At 56.0% G+C, this 17,981-nt stretch carries 12 protein-coding genes; 3 read left to right on the top strand and 9 right to left on the bottom strand.

Translation table 11 applies throughout. From position 1 onward, the window contains the following. Positions 1-39: 39 nt before the first annotated feature. The 8 genes from PG899_RS20945 to cysZ form a co-directional block, all read right to left on the bottom strand. Positions 40-402 (bottom strand): zinc ribbon domain-containing protein, encoded by a 363-nt coding sequence (locus tag PG899_RS20945; RefSeq protein WP_270697615.1) that lies wholly within the window; start codon positions 400-402, stop codon positions 40-42. A 324-nt stretch (positions 403-726) separates the two neighbouring features. Continuing rightward, positions 727-2,901, bottom strand: coding sequence for an AAA family ATPase (locus PG899_RS20950; RefSeq protein ID WP_270697616.1), 2,175 nt, complete (start codon positions 2,899-2,901; stop codon positions 727-729). Further along, entirely contained in the window at positions 2,898-3,335 is a 438-nt protein-coding gene (locus PG899_RS20955) for a VPA1267 family protein (RefSeq protein ID WP_052815699.1), read from the bottom strand. The genes PG899_RS20950 and PG899_RS20955 overlap by 4 nt, the downstream gene beginning before the upstream one ends. After that, complete coding sequence (gene gmtX / locus PG899_RS20960) at positions 3,328-4,011, bottom strand: gamma-mobile-trio protein GmtX (protein WP_270697617.1); 684 nt, start codon at positions 4,009-4,011, stop codon at positions 3,328-3,330. Before gmtX ends, PG899_RS20955 begins: the two co-directional genes overlap by 8 nt. Beyond that, complete coding sequence (gmtZ, locus tag PG899_RS20965; RefSeq protein ID WP_270697618.1) at positions 4,011-6,677, bottom strand: gamma-mobile-trio integrase GmtZ; 2,667 nt, start codon at positions 6,675-6,677, stop codon at positions 4,011-4,013. The genes gmtX and gmtZ overlap by 1 nt, the downstream gene beginning before the upstream one ends. After that, a complete protein-coding gene (gene gmtY, locus PG899_RS20970) occupies positions 6,677-8,134 on the bottom strand; it encodes a gamma-mobile-trio recombinase GmtY (RefSeq protein ID WP_270697619.1) in 1,458 nt (485 codons plus the stop codon). Before gmtY ends, gmtZ begins: the two co-directional genes overlap by 1 nt. A gap of 183 nt (positions 8,135-8,317) precedes the next feature. Continuing rightward, entirely contained in the window at positions 8,318-8,932 is a 615-nt protein-coding gene (locus PG899_RS20975) for a trimeric intracellular cation channel family protein (RefSeq protein WP_011705141.1), read from the bottom strand. A 142-nt stretch (positions 8,933-9,074) separates the two neighbouring features. Continuing rightward, the gene (gene cysZ, locus PG899_RS20980; protein ID WP_011705142.1) at positions 9,075-9,839 is read right to left on the bottom strand and encodes a sulfate transporter CysZ; all 765 of its coding nucleotides are present in this window, start codon (positions 9,837-9,839) and stop codon (positions 9,075-9,077) included. Positions 9,840-9,948: 109 nt separating this feature from the next. Here cysZ and PG899_RS20985 point away from each other — a divergent pair, with 109 nt between their 5' ends. The 3 genes from PG899_RS20985 to ligA all read left to right on the top strand — a co-directional run bounded on the left by PG899_RS20985 (position 9,949) and on the right by ligA (position 16,557). Next, on the top strand, positions 9,949-13,323 hold the full coding sequence (locus tag PG899_RS20985) for an AAA family ATPase (protein ID WP_077096225.1): 3,375 nt from the start codon (positions 9,949-9,951) through the stop codon (positions 13,321-13,323). 15 nt (positions 13,324-13,338) lie between these two features. Next, the gene (zipA, locus tag PG899_RS20990; RefSeq protein ID WP_011705144.1) at positions 13,339-14,451 is read left to right on the top strand and encodes a cell division protein ZipA; all 1,113 of its coding nucleotides are present in this window, start codon (positions 13,339-13,341) and stop codon (positions 14,449-14,451) included. A 99-nt stretch (positions 14,452-14,550) separates the two neighbouring features. Next, positions 14,551-16,557: an NAD-dependent DNA ligase LigA gene (gene ligA / locus PG899_RS20995; protein WP_077096224.1), complete on the top strand. Its 2,007-nt coding sequence runs from the start codon at positions 14,551-14,553 to the stop codon at positions 16,555-16,557. A gap of 73 nt (positions 16,558-16,630) precedes the next feature. On the opposite strand, the gene PG899_RS21000 is transcribed toward ligA, so the two are convergent. Then, positions 16,631-17,608 (bottom strand): ABC transporter substrate-binding protein, encoded by a 978-nt coding sequence (locus PG899_RS21000; RefSeq protein WP_011705146.1) that lies wholly within the window; start codon positions 17,606-17,608, stop codon positions 16,631-16,633. Positions 17,609-17,981: the final 373 nt, after the last annotated feature.

The raw sequence follows: 17,981 nt of genomic DNA on the forward strand, positions 1-17,981 counted from the left end.
TTCATGTAGAACCTCCTGCGTTCAAGGTACGGGAAAATTCTACTTATGAGCACCCTGGTTTTTCGGGGGGATTACCCTTTGCCTAGGTAAAACAACAGTTGTTGATGAACTTTCCATTACACTTGATATTGATGTGGTTTTTGATAATTCCTTATCTAGCGTGATTCTGGTGTCATCATTGATAGGTTTTCGCTGAAAACAGCCTGCTTTATAGCATTGCTTGCAGACTTCAAACCTTTCTGAGTTTTTGTTTTTCAGAAAAAAAGAATTGTGCCTATGCATTGATAAATGTATACCACATGAATTACAGTTTTTAGCATTTGGCATAATGCACAATAACATAAAACATATAGGAACAAATATAACACCAACAATGACTATTAAAATTTCACTCTCGTTCATGGTGGTTCCTTATGTAAAAGGTGTCATCATAGTACCCACTCATTAGCTCATCTATCGTGTAGAAAGTGAAGATATTAGTGAGATTATGTGCTCCTGATTACCTATGCCCCTCAGCCATGCTGACTTGTGACATCTCTATTGTGATCTGTATCCCATTTGAACTATCAGTGACTATCACTGCCTCGTGCATTTTTATGCCCGCGAATTTAAAGGTCGCTCAACTACAGGCACATCTTGCTTCGCAAGAGCACGGAATAAAATGTGGACAACGCTTCGCGTTGACGCACAATTTATTTCGTTTGTACCAGTAGTCGCTCCCCAAGGTTATAGATCCACTCTTGTTTTTAATAGCTCCAGCAAGTAACTGTTTCGGTTATGAACATTGCTGGGTGCTCTTGTGATTGCTTCAAACTCAGCAGCGCTGCCTACAATATGCACCTCGTATTCGGCTCTGGTTATCGCTGTATAGAGCCATGCCCTATCTACAATTCGCCCCCTTTGCAGCGCAACGATGATGCGCGGGAACTGGGAGCCCTGCGCTTTATGGAGAGTGATGCAGTAGCCCAACCTCATACAGTCGAGCAGAGATTGCGTTACATACACGCTCTCGCCTGTATCCAGTTCAACCACTCCGTAGTCATCTCCGGTTCCGACAGCGCTCGTGAGCTTTCCGAGCGAACCATTTTGGATGCCCTTTTCGTAATTATTCTGAGTGAACAAAATCACATCACCTTGTCGCAAATCGTTACGGCAGTAGGTCTCACCATGCATCTCAAACATCATTCGGCTGCCAGCAGGATTGACAGCATCTTGGATAAGCGTGTTGATCTCCTCCACCATAGCTTTGGTTGCCCCAACAACTCGGCTATTCTCCGGCGACTGCTGATACAGCTCAGCACAGACTTGGGCAATCCTGTCTTTGGGTGTTTCGTGAAAATGGACGTTACCCTGACTCAACTGCTCAGGCACAGCACCCAGATTGACCAGCCTCGAATATTCGGGAATGCCCGTGGCTCCTTTCTGGCGTTTAACGATATCCAGGGTCGTATTCGAAATCGCATGTGAAGACACGATATCGGCCAGCACCTTGCCACAGCCGATTGGGGGGAGCTGGTCTGGATCACCAGTCAGCAAGATCCGCACATGGGGATGCAGGTGATTGACCAGTCGGTACATAGTGGGCAGATCGAGCATTGAGGCTTCATCAATCACCAACAGATGGTTGGGCTGCTCCCTGGAAGGCTCTATAGGCTCGTTTCGCAATAGTGCCGCGATGGTCATCGTCGGATAGCCGATTGACTCATGCAATCGCATCGCTGCTCGCCCTGACAGCGCAACTGCATGGATCTCAAATCCCATTTGGCGATAGGCTCTCAATGCTGTCCTGAGGACTGTGGTTTTGCCTGTCCCTGCTCCTCCGGTAATGCAGCTAACAGCGTTGTCCAACACGGTGAGCACCGCTTCACTCTGTTTCTCGGTCAACTCATAGGGCAGCTCATTAACCGCCGTGAGAAACGCAGCATTGGTGCGTTCGTCGTACAGATTTTGCTGCTTTGCCAGCCTCAGCAATCTCTTGGCAACAACAGATTCCATCAGCAATTGCGCAGTTGGATGATAGGTGCCTGTCGCCGGATTTAGGACGTATTGCGCTTGGTTGTAACCCGCTTTAAATGCCTGTGCAGCCAGTTCATTATCGCCAAGTAGCTTGTTCAAGAGTGGGCGAAGCTTGGCGTGAGTCGTGTAGGTATGGCCCTTTGCCACCTCTTGATGAATGGCAGATTCGAGGGCTGCACTCAACCGTCTGGCGTCTTTTCGATCTACCTCAAACTGCGTTTGAGCAAGGATATCCAGTGCTTTAAAATCCATCCCAAAGCCGATCAGCAGGTAGGGGTTAACCCTGATAGCTTCAATCGATTTTTCGTCATGAAATCGCAGCAATCGCTGCTGAATGGACGAGGGTATTCTGTGCTCCGACATCCAGTTGCAATGACTCAAGTTCTTGTATTTGGCGTAACCCTGAAACAGGGCATCAATGGATTCGTCGCTCAGAACCTCCCTGAGGCGTTTTCGTGATGCTTCTGTGTCTGACATCAGGGTTGAGTGAAAGTGCTCGCCCAGCAGTTGCCACAACGCTCGGGCTTTACTCTCACCAATACCTTTGAAGTCTTTTTCTTTCGCAATAAAGGTGATCAGTTGCTCACCCGTTTCAGGCAAGCTGCATGCGATATGGGTTGGCGACTCGTAGGTATGCTGCTGCATAACATGATCACCAACGCACTTAGTCTCGACAAACCTTGCCCCTGTAACAACCCAGTGTTGACCTACCATCGGCTGGACAGGCAGTGCGTCTACGGAGGTCTTGATGGTGACGTAGTATTTGCCGCTATTTCTCTTGTAGGAGTTTGGGTTTAGCGGAATACCCGTGAATATCACCACGCTGGCTGAGTGATAGGGAACACTGGTCACACGGATCTGTTCGGAGAAATCGGTCTGTGTCATCGAGGCATGAACCCCATTTCGGCAAGGGTCTCTGACAACTCGCCATAACGCTCCAACCTTCGCTGGAGTTCGTTCACCTTGGCTTTCAGCTCAATGTTTTCCTGCTCCAATGTCGATACCCGTTTGGAATCTAGTTGGCGTCGATGAGCGGTAGGATCATACACCTTAGGGCTATCGGTACTGGCTTTGGCCTGGGCTGTTAATGGTGGGAGGACTCCTTTTTCCCTCAGACTGTCTTCCAGCGATTTTAGGTGTTTACGCAGCTCAGGATTTTGGCTTAACGCCGACTTGCCACAGCCAACTGCCTTGGCAATTTCGCCTCGATTTAGCTGCCCTTGAAAAATGATTTGCTTGAAATCATCTTCCGATTGGGTGGCCGACCACGCTTGAAATGCCGCCGCATTTTGCTGTGCTTTTTGTTGACCGTTAGCCATTGCTATCAACCTCACCCAGCAACTTACGAATACCAGTCACAAATCCGCGAGGGAAGATTTCAGTGCCGAGTTCTACATCTTTAACTTGGCCCATCTTTGTGTATTGCCAATTGTGCTGGGTCATACATTCATCAGAAATAGCGTAGGCCAGCGCCTTTCTCTCAGACTCGATGAGCAAGCTCGATACCGAGGGAATGAGTACCACCCCAGGCTCAGTGCTGCTGTCAAATTGCCTGACAGGACGCTTATCTATGGTAATATTGGCATGCTGTTTAAGCAGATTGACTTCTTTAAGATAGCGGTTGCGTTCAGCAATAATTTGCCCAAACAAGGCCCGTACCGCCGGATCTGAAATTCGCTCTAGTAATTTCATGTCAGTCGGCACTTCACGGGAACGTGAATAGGGTGCTAACGGCTTTTTCATGCTGGTGTTGCACTTTTGTGCCCACGCATTAATGAGATCACGATAGTGCTGGTTGCGAGTCGCCCGTATTGCCTCATAGCCAGGGCCATCTTTAGCCGCAGAGATACGTCCAATTTGCACGACCGAGAAATCGCGCTGACCGCTCTCTACATAGTGCTGTAAAATACCATTAAGGGTCTCAAGGGATTGCTGGGTTCGAGTCGATTTCCCGTCTTTTAAACCTTGCAGAATACTATCAACGTTGATCTCCATCATCCCTCCAACAATGTAGGTTGCTTGATAGTGATAAATGGAAATACTTTATCGGTAAGTGCAGTGATCCCAGCATCTAATAATTTGTTGTCTTGCAGATATTCAGCCATCTCAAGGTAGTTGGAAACCTTGCGATAACCTTCCATCTTATTGTCAGGGTCGGCGATTTTTGCCATGTGACGTAGCATTGCATTCGCAGCAATGAGTTGCTGCTTTTCGTCCATTTCCATGAAGATGGGATCTAAACCTTTTCTCATCAAGATCCGATTCAACTGGCGTGAGCGTTTTTCAATCGCTGGTGTTTTGCGCAATGTATCCTGTAAATCAGGGTAGAATTCAGCATCATCGCAAAGCAACGACAGGTGCAATAACTCAGAATCTGTTTCGATGAATTTCAGTGCGTAGCTGACATCTTGCTCTGACCCTACAGCGATTATTTTATCATTCTTATCATCACCGCGAGTCTCTTCAATACGGATGATCTTGTGGATCAACTCAAAACAGGCGATCCAGTCTTTAGCGTATTCATCTGCTTCTACCTGCTGTTTTTCGTAACGGCGTTGAAGCACTTGCAATTCATTGTGTTTCGTAAACGGTAGGCCATCCGCTTCGCAGCCAAACTGTTGGTCTTTAAGTGCTTCCAGTTCACCTTCAATTTCAACCGATAGGTTCGCCGCTTGGTGTGCATGGTAGCTTAATTGGTTAAATTGGGCATTGAGTGCAGGCAGGTAACGTGCCTCTGTGATAAACCAGCGACAACGGATGCAATTTTCAGCACCGTGTGGCACAGGGCCGTGAATCCGAAATGATGCATTCGCTGAGTCTCTAATGATATTGCCACCGTTCCAGCAGCCACCTAATGTACCCACATGATCAGCATTAGCCGTGTTGCCACCGACCAGACAAAGCCCTGTTGCCCGATTTTCCCATCCAATGGGCACGCGCTTGTCCAATGCAGCTTCAATACTGGCCGTATCGTTGTACACCATTTTGCACTGGATTTGGCTCATGGAAGCATCTTTGAGAAAGTTGCGCACCGATTGCTCAGAGCTAGAGTCTAGTTGCGCATGAGCCTCATCCATTTTTGTTGCCATCACAGATGGCGTTATTTTGGTGTAGTAGATAGTCATCAACAAACGGGTGTGACCAGCTAACAATTTGGAAATAACAGGTAGAGGTAGATGTGTATCCATTACATAAGAGGTAATGAGCGACACGCGCAAACTGTGCAGAGAAAATAAAGTAACGGTCTTACCACTTTTTTGCGTACCCTCTGGATAATCAACAACGAACTTCAATCGCTCACCGTTATCCAGTGTGTTGCTTTGCGCAGCAAGGCTATTTTCAAGTGTGAGTAGAAGCTGATACCAGAAGGGGAATAATGGCGCATCGGATATCGGCTTGACCTTATCCTCATTGTTGCTGGCCGCAGCGTCACGAAATAAAAAACATATATCACCCATTTGTTCTAGTTGAGTGCTAGATTTAAGATCTCTTGTATGTTTAGCCAGCAGTGTGGTACAACTTGTTGGCTTCTCAATTGGATTGTATTTCTCCTGCCAATTGCGCAACTTTTCCAGCCAATATAATACCTCCTCGTGCTGCCAAGGGATGGTATAGCCGCGTTGTATTTCTTCTTTGTTTTGATCAGCGGTTTTATTGGTGTTGATGTACAATCCGGTGGAATATAGACCCGTCATGCTATCGTGAATTCGCTTAAAAACACCTTTTCCAAAAGGGCGGCCATCAGATCCCATTGAAAAGTTGTGTTTATTGTTTTGTTGCCATTGTCCCTGCTGATAGCGCCATGTATCGGCCTCACCGCTATCGATCATCCGCACCTGATAGGTGCGCAGCGGTAGTTGTAACTTTACATATATTGCCATCGCTCTGACGGGCGACCAGAGTTGAAAAATGGTCATTTGTTTGCCATTGCGCGTTATCGTCTTGTGCTTCCACACACAATCAGGGTCATGCCTGTCAATCAAATCCGGCCCGACATCAAACCAATCACCGCTTCCTCCTCGTTCATTCTCTCCTGATTGCTGTTGCGCCCACACCCAGTCTTTAAAATGGCGGTAATGATAGGCAGGTAGCAAGCTATCATCTTCATCAAGCTGTTGCTTGATTGTCGCGAGTTCCATTTTATTGGGGAGTGGACAAAGAATTTGTCGCAGATCCTGAATGTATCGGTACGGTAATGGATTGCGCACGGTTTCCGTTAGGTCAGCGGATTTTTTTATCTTACTTAATGGATTGTTGAACAAAGGTTGCAGAGCGCCATTATCATCCAGTTTGGAAAAATGGTGTTCAATGATAAAATCGATAAAATTACATGAATGATTAATCGATCTTGTTAATTCAGGAGTTGATTTAACAGTTTTGCTTACTATTACTTGCAACTCTTCTGTCGAACAATGATGGCCGTTATGTCCCTTGAAAAATAGATTTACATCAATTGCATAAGGCGCACAAATTAATAGGTAGGACTCAAAAAAACGTGTAAGTGATTTCTGTTTATCAGAAATACTTGTGTTTTGTTTACTCATCCATTCTGCTGCGAATGCTTGCCATTGTTGCCACTCAGGGCCAAGCGTGTCGAGCATCCAGCTAAAGGTTAGATTGCTTTTTCGCCCGTCATTTTTTTTACCTTTCTGTCTCCCCATTATTTCCTCCCGAGCTTTGGATGTTTACCCGTAAAATATTTTTGGGGATCGATATCATTAAATCCGTGCTCAGTCAATGTTTGCCAGTCCAATGCCTTTACTTTGGACTCAGGATTGGCTAATTGAAGCGTGGCTTTATTGAGTTCGTCAGAAATTTCTTGCTGCCCCTCACCTGTATAGACGATTTGAGATTCGAGGGATTGGTGGTGCATACAGCGACGAATAATCATCGGGTTTAAGCCTGAGCGTCTTAATCGCCTGCCGTAGCTGTGCCTGTGACCATGTGGGTCAAGCCCTTCGGCTTTGTTCGGTGCTAATCCAATCCGTTTCAGGGCAGACGCATAGTTTTGGTGAAAAGCATTAATGGTATAGGGATTACCCATTGATTTTGGGTGAAATGAGATAAACGCATAGGGATGGTGGCACTCAATGCTGGCGCGGTAATTCAAGTAAACCTTCCACAGTGTCATAAAAACCTTGCCATAATCAGCAGGAAACCACTGTACTTGAATGTATTTATCTTTATGGTCAATTACTCGACATTTCCAGCCGATGTGAGCCGTGCGGCTCATCTTGATCCGAGGAATACGAGCATACTGTTCTTTTAAATAAGCTTCCCTGGTTTGTGAGCCACTGCGACTTTTCCACTCATAAGGCGCTTTACCTTCAACCTCGTTGTAGATACGAACAGTTGCTGAGTCATGGTTGTAAGTATCTTCGAATACATCTGTTACCCAAAGCGTCAGCGCCTCGCTTTCTCGTAAACCGCCACCGTGCATCAATAGCAGTACAAGCTTATCTCTCAGTGCTACACGAGGATCTTTTGCGCTGCCAACTCCTTCCAAAAAAAACTTTTCCCAATGCATTTCTGGAAAGGAAATTGCGTCATCGTCGGTTTTGGCGAGGGGGGTACGCCCTTTGATAGTGCGGGCCATACGAGCGGTCTTGTTGATACTTTTATCTTCAATATGACCCAGAAAGTCGTTTTGATTTTTTCGAAACCACGCCGCATAGTTCAGGCGCTGTTCGTGCGGGGTTGCCTCTCGCAGCGGATTCATGCTCACCGTGCCTTGCTTGTTTGCGAGCCAGCTAGTGAATGCTGTTAATCTGGAAACATGTTTATTGGCGTTCTCCCTTGTTGTGGGCACCCAGTACAGGCCAGAAGGATCAAGCCCATCTTCACCGATGGTGCCCGTATAAAGGCGCTTGGCGAACGTTTGGAACAGAATTTTAGGATCGTTGAATAGACTGTGATTTGCTTCCATGTAGTTTAAAAGGAGAGTAACCGCCCTAATAAACCCCTTCATCATTGAAATGCTATTGCCGTCTGCCTCCATCTTTAGCAAGTAGTCAGTAACGGCACCCAACTCACCTTGTTCAGTCAACAGGATAGGCATCTCGCTTTTGATACCAGTGTTGTCTTCGACAACGGTTGCACGAACACTAACGACAGCCATGATTTTGTCTCACATACACAAAGTACATGAAATACACTATAGTAACTGATATGAAAATGCGCAACAAAAAGGCAAATTTCTTTGCCTTAACACACAAAATACATACTTTACTGCACTATAGATAACTGACCGGCGCTTTTTTGTTGGCTGCAATCCGTACCGGCTTGCCAGAAGCTGGCGCGCTCAGTGCGTGGCGTACTGGTAGTGGAAGGTAGGCAGCCCCCACTTGAAGCGCACCGCCAGGAGGCGCAGCACGAAACCGATGCCGATGGCGCCGAAGGCGGCCCAGTCGTTGGGCAGGCCCTGATCGAGCGCAAGGCAGTAGATGGCGGCCGTCACCAGCGAGATGGCGGCATAGAGCTCGCGGCGAAACACCAGCGGAATGCGCTGGCAGAGCAGGTCTCTGAGCACGCCGCCGAAGGCCCCTGTCACCACCGCCATGATGCAGGCGATCCCGGCGCCGTGGCCCATCTCCAGCGCCCTTGCCGCGCCGAAGATGGAGAAGACCACCAGCCCCAGGGCATCGAGCGCCATGAACAGCTTGCCAAGGTAGCGCATCAGCGGCGCCGAGATGACGCCGGCCATGGCCGCGCCGGCGACCAGCAGCACATACTCCGGGTGTTCGACCCAGAGCAGGGGGTAATGGCCCAGCAGCACGTCGCGAATGGTGCCGCCCCCGATGGCGGTCGCCGATGCGATGATCACCACGCCAAACAGATCCATCCGTCGCCGGCCCGCGGCCAGCGCGCCTGTCATCCCTTCGGCCACCAGGCCCAGCAAGAAGAGTGCATGTAACATGAGATATCCCAGGGTGCGAGAAAGCCCCGCATCCTATCAACTCGCGCTATAGGGGACAAGCAATGAAGGCTATGCATTATTTTTTATAATGCAAAAATGAAACGGGGCTCCCAAGGGAGCCCCGTTGTCACCACCAACCGGCTCAGCGTCTGAGCTGTTCGGCGCGGTAGTGATCGACCCACATGGCGGTGGCGCCGCAGATGGCCACCGGCATCACGAACAGGTTCACCACCGGGATGGCGGAGAAGAGGGTGACCAGGGCGCCGAAGCTCAGGCACTTGCCGCGCCGCTGCTTGAGGGCATCGCGCATGGTGATGAAGTCGATCTTGTGGTTGTCGAACGGATAGTCGACGTACTGGATCGCCATCATCCAGGCGCTGAACAGGAACCAGAGCACCGGTGCCAGGGTCTGGCCCACCACCGGAATGAGGAACAGGATCAGGCAGCCGATGGCCTTGGGCAGGTAGTATTTGAGCTTGGTCCACTCGCGGCCGAAGGTACGCGGCACGTCCTTGACGATGTCGAGCATGCCGGTATCGCTGACAGTCTCGCCGGTGAGGGCCTGTTCCACCTTCTCTGCCAGCAGGCCGTTGAAGGGGGCCGCTATCCAGTTGGCCACCGAGCTGAACAGGAAGGAGAAGACCACCAGGATGGTGATGAGGGCGATGGGCCAGAGCAGATAGTCCAGCCAGTCGAGCCAGCTCGGGATCTGCTGGTGTAGCCAGCCGAACAGGCCGTCCAGCTGCAGCAGCAGGGCGTAGAAGGCCCCGGCAAACAGCACGAAGTTGACCAGCAGGGGGATCAGCACGAAGGTGCGGATGCCGGGCTGGCGAATGAGCGAGAAGCCGCGCAGGAAGTAGTCTGCGCCGCTGATCGAGTCTTTTACCATACGGGGTGAGTGGCTCATCTGAGCTCCATCTGTTCATGGGAAACTGCCTGCATATTACAAACAAGCTTTTGATTTGGTAAAGTCGCCTGCCCGCCTCCTCTTTATTTCGTTACCCACATAGGCCGCCATGCGTCTGAAATTGATCAAACTCGCCGGTTTCAAGTCGTTTGTCGAGCCGACCCGCATCGAGCTCAACGCCGACATGACCGCCGTGGTGGGCCCCAACGGCTGCGGTAAATCCAACGTCATCGACGCCGTACGCTGGGTGCTGGGGGAGAGCTCCGCCCGCCATCTGCGCGGCGAAAACATGACCGACGTCATCTTCAACGGCTCCGTCAACCGCAGCGCCCACGGCCGCGCCTCGGTGGAGCTGGTGTTCGACAATCCCCACAACCGGGTGCCCGGCGAGTTCGGCCGCTTTACCGAGATCTCGGTGCGCCGCGAAGTGCTGCGCGACGGCTCCAACCACTACCAGATCAACGGCCAGAAGTGCCGCCGCAAGGACGTGACCGACCTCTTCCTCGGCACCGGCCTTGGGCCGCGCAGCTACGCCATCATCGAACAGGGCACCGTCAGCCGGCTGGTGGAGTCCCGCCCCGCCGATCTCAAGCTGTTCATGGAAGAGGCTGCCGGGGTTTCCCGCTACAAGGAGCGGCGCCGCGAGACCGAGCAGCGTATCCGTCATACCCAGGAGAACCTGGAGCGCCTTGGCGACATCCGCGGTGAACTGGGCTCGCGCCTCGAGCATCTCAAGGCCCAGGCCGAGACCGCCGAGCGCTACAAGCAGCTCAAGAGCCGTTCGCGCGCCGCCCGCGCCGAACTGATCGGCTCGGAACTGTGGGCGCTGGAGACACGCCTCGGCGAGGCCAAAACCGAGCTGGCCCAGGCCGAACAGGCACTGGCGGCACTCGATGCCAAGCGCACCGAGGGCGAAGGGCGTCACGTCACCCTGTCGGTGGCACGCCAGGAGGCGCAGGCCGAGCAGGCCAGCCGCCAGCAACAGATTTTTCTCGGTGGGCAGGCGATCGCCCGCCTCGAGCAGCAGCAACTGCACCAGAGCGAGCTTGGCCGCGACTGGCAGGCGAGGCGACAAGCCCTCGGCGAGCGTATCGAGGGGCTCAAGGTCCAGCTGGCCGGCCAGCTGGAACAGCTGAGCGAAAGCACGTTGCAGGGCGAGGTCGCGTCGGCGCGTCTGGAGCAGTGTGAGCAGTTGCTTACCGACCAGCAGAGCGTACGCGCGGCGGCAGCCGAGCGGCTCGAGCAGGCGCGCCAGCGCCAGCAGCAGTGGCAGCAGCAGCTGGGCCAGTTACAGGGGCGGCTCAACCAGACTCGCGCCGAGGTGAACGGTCTGCAGGAGCTGCAGGCCAAGACCCGGCTGGCCCGTTTCAAGCTGGAAGATGAACAGGCCGGGCCCCTCGGCGGGGAAGGGGAGAACCTGCAACCGGCGCTCGATGCGCTGGCGGCGGAGCTCGCGCTCTCCCGCGCCCGCCATGAGGAGTCCGAAGCGGTGTGGCAGGCCGCCGTGGCCCGCCACGAAGCACTCAAGACAGAGCAGGGTCACCAGCAGGGCTTGCTGCGCGAGCTGGAGGCTCGCCTCGCCACCCTGGATCAGATCCTGGGGGAGCAGATGGCGGGCGCCACCCTGGCGGATCGGCTGCAGGTGCCCCCCGAGTGGGCCCGAGGGCTGGACAAGGTGCTCGGCCGCTGGCTCACCGCCACCCCGGCGGATGAGTGCAATCTGACGCAATCCGGGCTCTGGATCGGCCCGGCCCAGCCGGCGGTTGCCGGTACCCTGGCGGCGCAGCTGGGCGGCGAGCACATCCCTTCCTTCCTCAATGCCATCTGGCTGGTGGAGGGCCGGGAGGCGGCATTGACCCGCCAGCCGAGCCTGGCGGCCGGTGAGTCGCTGCTCACTCCTGCTGGCGACTGGTTTGGTCCCAACTGGGCGGATCTGGGGGAGGGCATGGCCCTCGGTACCCTGGCGCTGCTCGGCGAGCGTGAGCGGTTGCACACCGAGCAGGTCGCAGGCCGGGAGGCGCTGCGCCGGCTCGATGAGCAGCTTGCCGCCGCCGATGCGACGCGGGCCCAGCTGCACGGCGCCCATGAACTGGCTCAGGGTACCCTGCGCGAGCAGGAGCAGCAGTGGCAGCAACTGCGCGAAGCCTGGAGCCTGCGCGAGGGGCAACGGCAGGAGCGGTTGCAGCGCCTCGGCCAGCTGGGGGAAGAGCTGGCTCGACTGGCGCAAGAACAGGCCGAGGAGGCCGAGCGGCTGGCGTCGGCCGGGGAGCGGCTTGAGCAAGGTGAGGCGGCTCTTGGCGAGCTGCAGGAGCAGGGCGAGGCGCTTGCCGAGGCGCTGCTGCTCGCCCAGGAGCAGGCGAGCGGGGCGGAGCGGGCGCTGGAGGAGGCGCGCCTGCGCCGGGAGCAGCAGCAGGCCGCCTGCCAGCGGCTGCAACTGGAGCAGCAGAACCTGCGCCAGCTCATCGCCCTGCGCGAACAGGAGCTGGCCCGCCTCGGGCTGGAGCTGGCCGAGCTCAAGGAGCCGGGGGCTGCGCCGGGTCAGGATCTGTCGCCCCTGCTGGCCGAGCAGCGCAATCTTGAGGCGCAGCAGCTCGCCTGTCATCAGCGGCTTGCGGAGCTGGAGCGTCAGCTGACCGAGCTGGAGCAGGCCAGAAGCGCCGATCACAAGCAGCTGGTGCACATTCAGGAGAAGCTGGCCCAGTTGCGGTTGGAGCGGGAGCGCAACCTGACCCGGCGCCAAGGGCTGCACGAACAGTTCGAGGAGCTCGGCGTGCGGCTGGTGGATCTCGATCAGGCGCGGCTCATCGCCGCCGATCGCGGCAAGCTGCGCCAGGAGATCCAGACGCTGGAGGCACAGGTGGAGGCACTTGGCGCCATCAACCTGGCGGCCCTCGAGGAGTATGAAGAGGCGAAAACCCGCTCAAGCTACCTGGAAAACCAGTGCCAGGATCTGGAGCAGGCGCTGGAAACCTTGAGCCAAGCCATTAAAAGAATTGATAAAGAGACACAAATACGGTTCCGGGATACTTTCGATAAGGTCAACGAAGATTTAAAATCCCTCTTTCCGAAAGTGTTCGGGGGGGGCAGTGCCTGGCTTGAGCTCACCTCCGATGATCTTTTGGAGGCCGGAGTGAGCATCATGGCGAGACCTCCGGGTAAGAAGAATGCTACCATTGCCCTGCTTTCCGGGGGGGAGAAGGCGTTAACCGCACTTGCGCTGGTTTTTGCCATCTTCAGACTCAACCCAGCACCATTTTGTCTGCTGGATGAGGTGGATGCACCGCTCGATGAAGTGAACGTCGGTCGCTTCTGTTCTCTTGTCAAAGAGATGTCGAGCACAGTACAGTTCGTTTACATCAGTCATAATAAGGTCTCCATGGAGATGGCTGAGCAGCTGGTTGGCGTCACGATGCAAGAGCCCGGGGTTTCGCGCATAGTGTCGGTCGATATCGGTGAAGCCGTCGCTTTGGCTGAGCAAAACTAGAAAGAGAAGCAGCTAATGCAGGAATTGCGTTACATCTTGGTTGCCCTGGGCGGTATTGCCATCGCGGCATTGCTCATTCACGGGTTGTGGAGCAACAGAAAGAATCGTCAGGCACCGATCAAAGAGAAACCTCTGGGCCGGATGGAATCCAAATCACGGGATCGTGACAACGACGCCTTCGACAGCGATGGCATCGGTCAGGTGCGAGTGGTCAGCGGTGGCCGTCGTGCCGAGCCCAAACTCCACCATGATGAGCCCCGCCAGCCGGAAGTCAGCCGTCGTGCGCCTGCGCCCGCCTTCGATGATGAAGATGACGATGCCGATCTGCCGCCGCCCGTGGTACGCAAGCCTGCCGCCCGCCCCGTGCCGCCACCCCCCGTCTATGAAGAAGACGAGGAGGAGTTCGAGGAGCCGGTTGCCGCTGCCGTCGAGGAAGTGCCTGCCGCGCCGGTGCGCAAGCCCGCCCAGGTCATTCGCCGTACCCCGGTCCACCGTTCCCGTCCCCAGCGCGAGCCGCTGCTGCAACCGCTGGACGAAGAGCCGCTGGTCGAGCCCGCCTACGCGACCGCACCCACTTTCGGTGCCCGCGAGCCGGCGCCGGTCGCCGCTCCCGAATACCAGGCGCAGCCCCGTCATGCAGCCCCCGAGCCTGCCTACGAGGAGCCCGTCTATGAAGAGCCGGTACGTGCCGCGCCGGTCGAGAAGATCTGGCAGGATGTCTATGTCATCAACCTGATGGGCCGTCCGGGTCACGATCTGCAAGGGGCCACCCTGCTCTCTTCCCTGCTGGCGCTGGGCTTCAAGTTTGGCGAGATGGATATTTTCCACCGCCATGAAGATCCGAACGGCAAGGGAGAAGTGCTCTTCTCCATGATCAACATGGTCAAGCCGGGCACCTTCAACCCGTACCGGATGGAGCAGTTCGCCACCCCGGGCGTGTCGCTCTTCATGCAGCTGCCGTTGCGCAGCAACGCTGCGTTTGCCTTCGAGGACATGCTGCAGGCCGCCGATCAGCTGGCCAGCGATCTCGATGCCATGCTGACGGATATGGATCGCAGCCCGCTGAGCGACGAAACCATCGCCCGTTACCGGCATGAGCTGGCCGCCTACGAGGCCAGTCGCGACTAATACGCCATGCGGGTCGAATGAATAAAAAGTGCGGTACCCAGGTGCCGCATTTTTATTGGTCCGCTAGCCGGTTTTTCCATCACACTTCGAGACTTTTTCATGAGCGATATCCTCTCCCGCCACCGTCAACTGTGTGAGCTGCTGATCGAGTACGGTCATCAGTACTATGTGCTGGACAACCCCACGGTGCCGGACGCCGAATACGATCGGCTGATGCGCGAGCTGATCGCGCTGGAAGCCGAACACCCCGAGCTGAAGACGCCGGCCTCGCCGAGCGTACGGGTGGGCGGCCAGCCGCTGACCGCCTTCAAACAGGTGCGCCACGAGATCCCCATGCTGAGCCTGGACAACGTGTTCAGCGGCGAGGAGTTGCAGGCCTTCGAGCAGCGCATGCGCGATCGCCTCAAGCGGGAGGTGAGCTTTACCTTCTGCTGCGAGCCCAAGCTGGACGGTCTGGCGGTGAGCCTGCTCTATGTGGATGGCCAGCTGGTGCAGGCCGCCACCCGGGGCGATGGCACCACGGGTGAGGAGATCACCGAGAACGTGCGCACCATCAAGGCCATTCCCTTGTCCCTGCGCGGCGAGGGCTGGCCGGCCAGGCTGGAGGTGCGTGGCGAGGTGTTCATGCCCAAGGCGGGGTTCGAGGCGATGAACGCCAAGGCGCTGGCCGCTGGCGAGAAGGTGTTCGTCAACCCGCGCAATGCCGCTGCCGGCAGCCTGCGTCAGCTCGACTCGCGCATCACCGCCAGCCGCCCGCTGGCCTTCTACGCCTATGGCGTGGGGGTGGGCGGCGAGCAGCTCGGTGGCTCTCACTTCGGTCGCCTCAATCAGCTCAAAGAGTGGGGGCTGCCGCTCAGCCCCGAAGTGAAGCTCAAAGAGGGGGCCGCTGGTTGCCAGGCGTTCCACGACGACATCCTGGTGCGCCGCGGCGAGCTCCCCTACGAGATTGACGGCGTGGTCTACAAGGTGGATGCCATCCCTCTGCAGGAGGAGCTGGGCTTTGTGGCCCGCGCCCCGCGCTGGGCTACCGCCCACAAGTTCCCGGCCCAGGAGGAGATGACGGAGCTTGAGAACGTCGAGTTCCAGGTCGGCCGCACCGGCGCCGTGACCCCGGTGGCCAAGCTCAAACCTGTGTTCGTCGGCGGCGTCACCGTCTCCAACGCCACCCTGCACAATGCCGACGAGATTGAGCGCCTCGGTGTGATGATCGGCGACACCGTGATCGTGCGCCGGGCCGGGGACGTGATCCCGCAGATAGTGGCGGTGGTGGAGGCGCAGCGCCCGGCGGATGCCCGCGCGATCCTGTTCCCGACCGAGTGCCCGGTGTGCGGTTCGGCGGTGGAGCGGCTGGAGGGAGAGGCGGTGACCCGCTGCTCCGGCGGCCTGTTCTGCGAGGCGCAGCGCAAGGAGGCGATCAAGCACTTCGCCGCCCGCCGTGCCATGGACGTGGACGGCCTTGGCGACAAGATAGTGGAGCAACTGGTGGACAAGGGGCTGGTGAAGACGCCGGCAGACTTGTTCAGCCTCAACGCCATCCAGCTGGCCGGGCTCGAGCGGATGGGGCAAAAGTCGGCTCTCAATCTGGTGGCGGCCATCGATGCGGCCCGCAGCACCACGCTGCCCCGCTTCCTGTTTGCGCTGGGGATCCGCGAAGTGGGGGAGGCGACCGCCTTGAACCTCGCCAACCACTTCCTCACCCTGGATGCCCTGCGCGCCGCCTCGGTGGAGCAGTTGCTGGAAGTGGCCGACGTGGGGGACATAGTGGCCAAGCACGTCTACTACTTCCTGCGCCAGCCTCACAACATCGAGGTGCTGGAGGCCCTGCTGGCCGCCGGTATCCACTGGCCGGCCATCGAGAAGAAAGAGGCCGCGGAGCAACCCTTTGCCGGCAAGACCTTCGTGCTGACCGGTACCCTCACCACCTTGTCGCGCAACGACGCCAAGGCGGCGCTGCAGGCGCTGGGGGCCAAGGTGGCGGGCTCGGTGTCGGCCAAGACCGATGTGCTGGTAGCGGGGGAGGCGGCAGGCTCCAAGCTGGTCAAGGCCCAGGAGCTCGGCATCACGGTCTGGAGTGAAGAGGAGCTGCAACAGGCGTTGCAGGGCTGAGTCGCTCACGCAGAAAGAGAAACAAAGAACCCGGCATGGCCGGGTTCTTTGTTATGGGGGCGCTGATCAGCGCTCAATCGCGCCAGAGGATCTTGTAGCGCCACTTGTCGGGCAGGGTGAGCTGCCAGCGGGCCAGCTCGCTCTTGCTGAACACATACTCGCCACGCAGGGCGGCGCGCGGTGCCAGGGTTTTGGGCTGGGCACCCGCCAGGATGGCGTTGACCAGCTCGGCCGCCTTGGCCCCCTGATCACGGCCATCCAGCACCAGGCCACCGATGGCCTTGCCCTTGCCCACCGAAAATTCCCAGAAACAGAACAGCGGGACCGGGCTGTGGGCGCTGGTCCACTCCAGCAACCTGTTTTCATCCACATGGCGGCCCTGTTCGTCGCTGAGGGTGTGGTAGAGGCCGATGAAGATGGCTTCATAACCACTCTGCTTGGCATTGAGCACGGCCTCCTGCCACAGGCTGTAGTCACCAATGAGCTGGCTGTTGACCCGGGTTTGGCCGACCCGCAGCTCGGTCTGGGTCTTGAATTCATCCTCGATGGCGGTGAGCGCCACGTTGCTCGAGTCAAACAGCACCAGTGCCTTCTTGATCCCCCCCATCAGCTGGCTCATCTCGCTGATGTTGCGTTTGAGCAGGGGGCGCTCCAGCACGCCGGTGATCTTGGGGTGGCCGACCAGCCCCTTGTGGCGCGGGTTCTCGTTCATGCCGAGAAACACTACCGGGGTGCCGAGGGAGGCGATGTCGCTGGCCAGGTAGTTGATGGCGTTGTCATCACCGAGCACCACCAGATCCGGTTTCACCTGACGATAGTAGGCGAGCGCCTGCTCGGCTATCTGATCAAACTCCTCGGCGGGGCGGCGTTTGGTATCCATGTAGAAGTGGCTGATGTGGTGGTCGCCCTTGAGGTTGGCGGCCAGGCTGGCGTTGTAGCTCTGATCCCACAGGTATTCGGGGTGGTAGCTGCTGATCACCAGAATTTCGGCCGCCCACAACCGCAACGGGAGGGCACACAGCAGCAGTAGCAGCAATAGCGGGTTGGTCATGTCGCTTCCCATCGAACAAGAGGAGTTGTCATTCATTATGTCCATCTTGGTGCAAACCTGTCCCGGTCAATTACTGTCGGAAGGGAAATCTTTTTCCCTCTGGCCGGTATCGGGCGCCAGCCCGCATCAGGCTTGAATTGGGTCTTGTATGGGGCCGTTTGTGACTGGTCGGGAACTGCGCCACTCGCCTCAAAACCTGTTCTGGATCAAGAAATACGGTCACGCTTTGGTGCCTAATAGACACCACATATAGGGCTGCATTCGTTTTTAATCCCTATATGTTGTGTTATTAAGCTGTGTACAAGCTGTTCCCTTCTCATCGTCAGCCCTGGCTTGTCAAGCCTCGGCTGAATTTATTTGCGCCGAGGACGAG

Origin of the sequence: Aeromonas sp. QDB39 (assembly GCF_027707585.1) — a bacterium.
GTDB lineage: Bacteria > Pseudomonadota > Gammaproteobacteria > Enterobacterales > Aeromonadaceae > Aeromonas > Aeromonas hydrophila.

Bases quoted from the DNA above. Each gene is read 5' to 3' on its own strand.
- PG899_RS21000 (WP_011705146.1), bottom strand. From the start codon at position 17,608: ATGACCAACCCGCTATTGCTGCTACTGCTGCTGTGTGCCCTCCCGTTG.
- PG899_RS20945 (WP_270697615.1), bottom strand. From the start codon at position 402: ATGAACGAGAGTGAAATTTTAATAGTCATTGTTGGTGTTATATTTGTT.
- gmtZ (WP_270697618.1), bottom strand. From the start codon at position 6,677: ATGGGGAGACAGAAAGGTAAAAAAAATGACGGGCGAAAAAGCAATCTA.
- PG899_RS20950 (WP_270697616.1), bottom strand. From the start codon at position 2,901: ATGACACAGACCGATTTCTCCGAACAGATCCGTGTGACCAGTGTTCCC.
- cysZ (WP_011705142.1), bottom strand. From the start codon at position 9,839: ATGAGCCACTCACCCCGTATGGTAAAAGACTCGATCAGCGGCGCAGAC.
- ligA (WP_077096224.1), top strand. From the start codon at position 14,551: ATGAGCGATATCCTCTCCCGCCACCGTCAACTGTGTGAGCTGCTGATC.
- PG899_RS20985 (WP_077096225.1), top strand. From the start codon at position 9,949: ATGCGTCTGAAATTGATCAAACTCGCCGGTTTCAAGTCGTTTGTCGAG.
- gmtX (WP_270697617.1), bottom strand. From the start codon at position 4,011: ATGGAGATCAACGTTGATAGTATTCTGCAAGGTTTAAAAGACGGGAAA.
- PG899_RS20955 (WP_052815699.1), bottom strand. From the start codon at position 3,335: ATGGCTAACGGTCAACAAAAAGCACAGCAAAATGCGGCGGCATTTCAA.
- gmtY (WP_270697619.1), bottom strand. From the start codon at position 8,134: ATGGCTGTCGTTAGTGTTCGTGCAACCGTTGTCGAAGACAACACTGGT.
- zipA (WP_011705144.1), top strand. From the start codon at position 13,339: ATGCAGGAATTGCGTTACATCTTGGTTGCCCTGGGCGGTATTGCCATC.
- PG899_RS20975 (WP_011705141.1), bottom strand. From the start codon at position 8,932: ATGTTACATGCACTCTTCTTGCTGGGCCTGGTGGCCGAAGGGATGACA.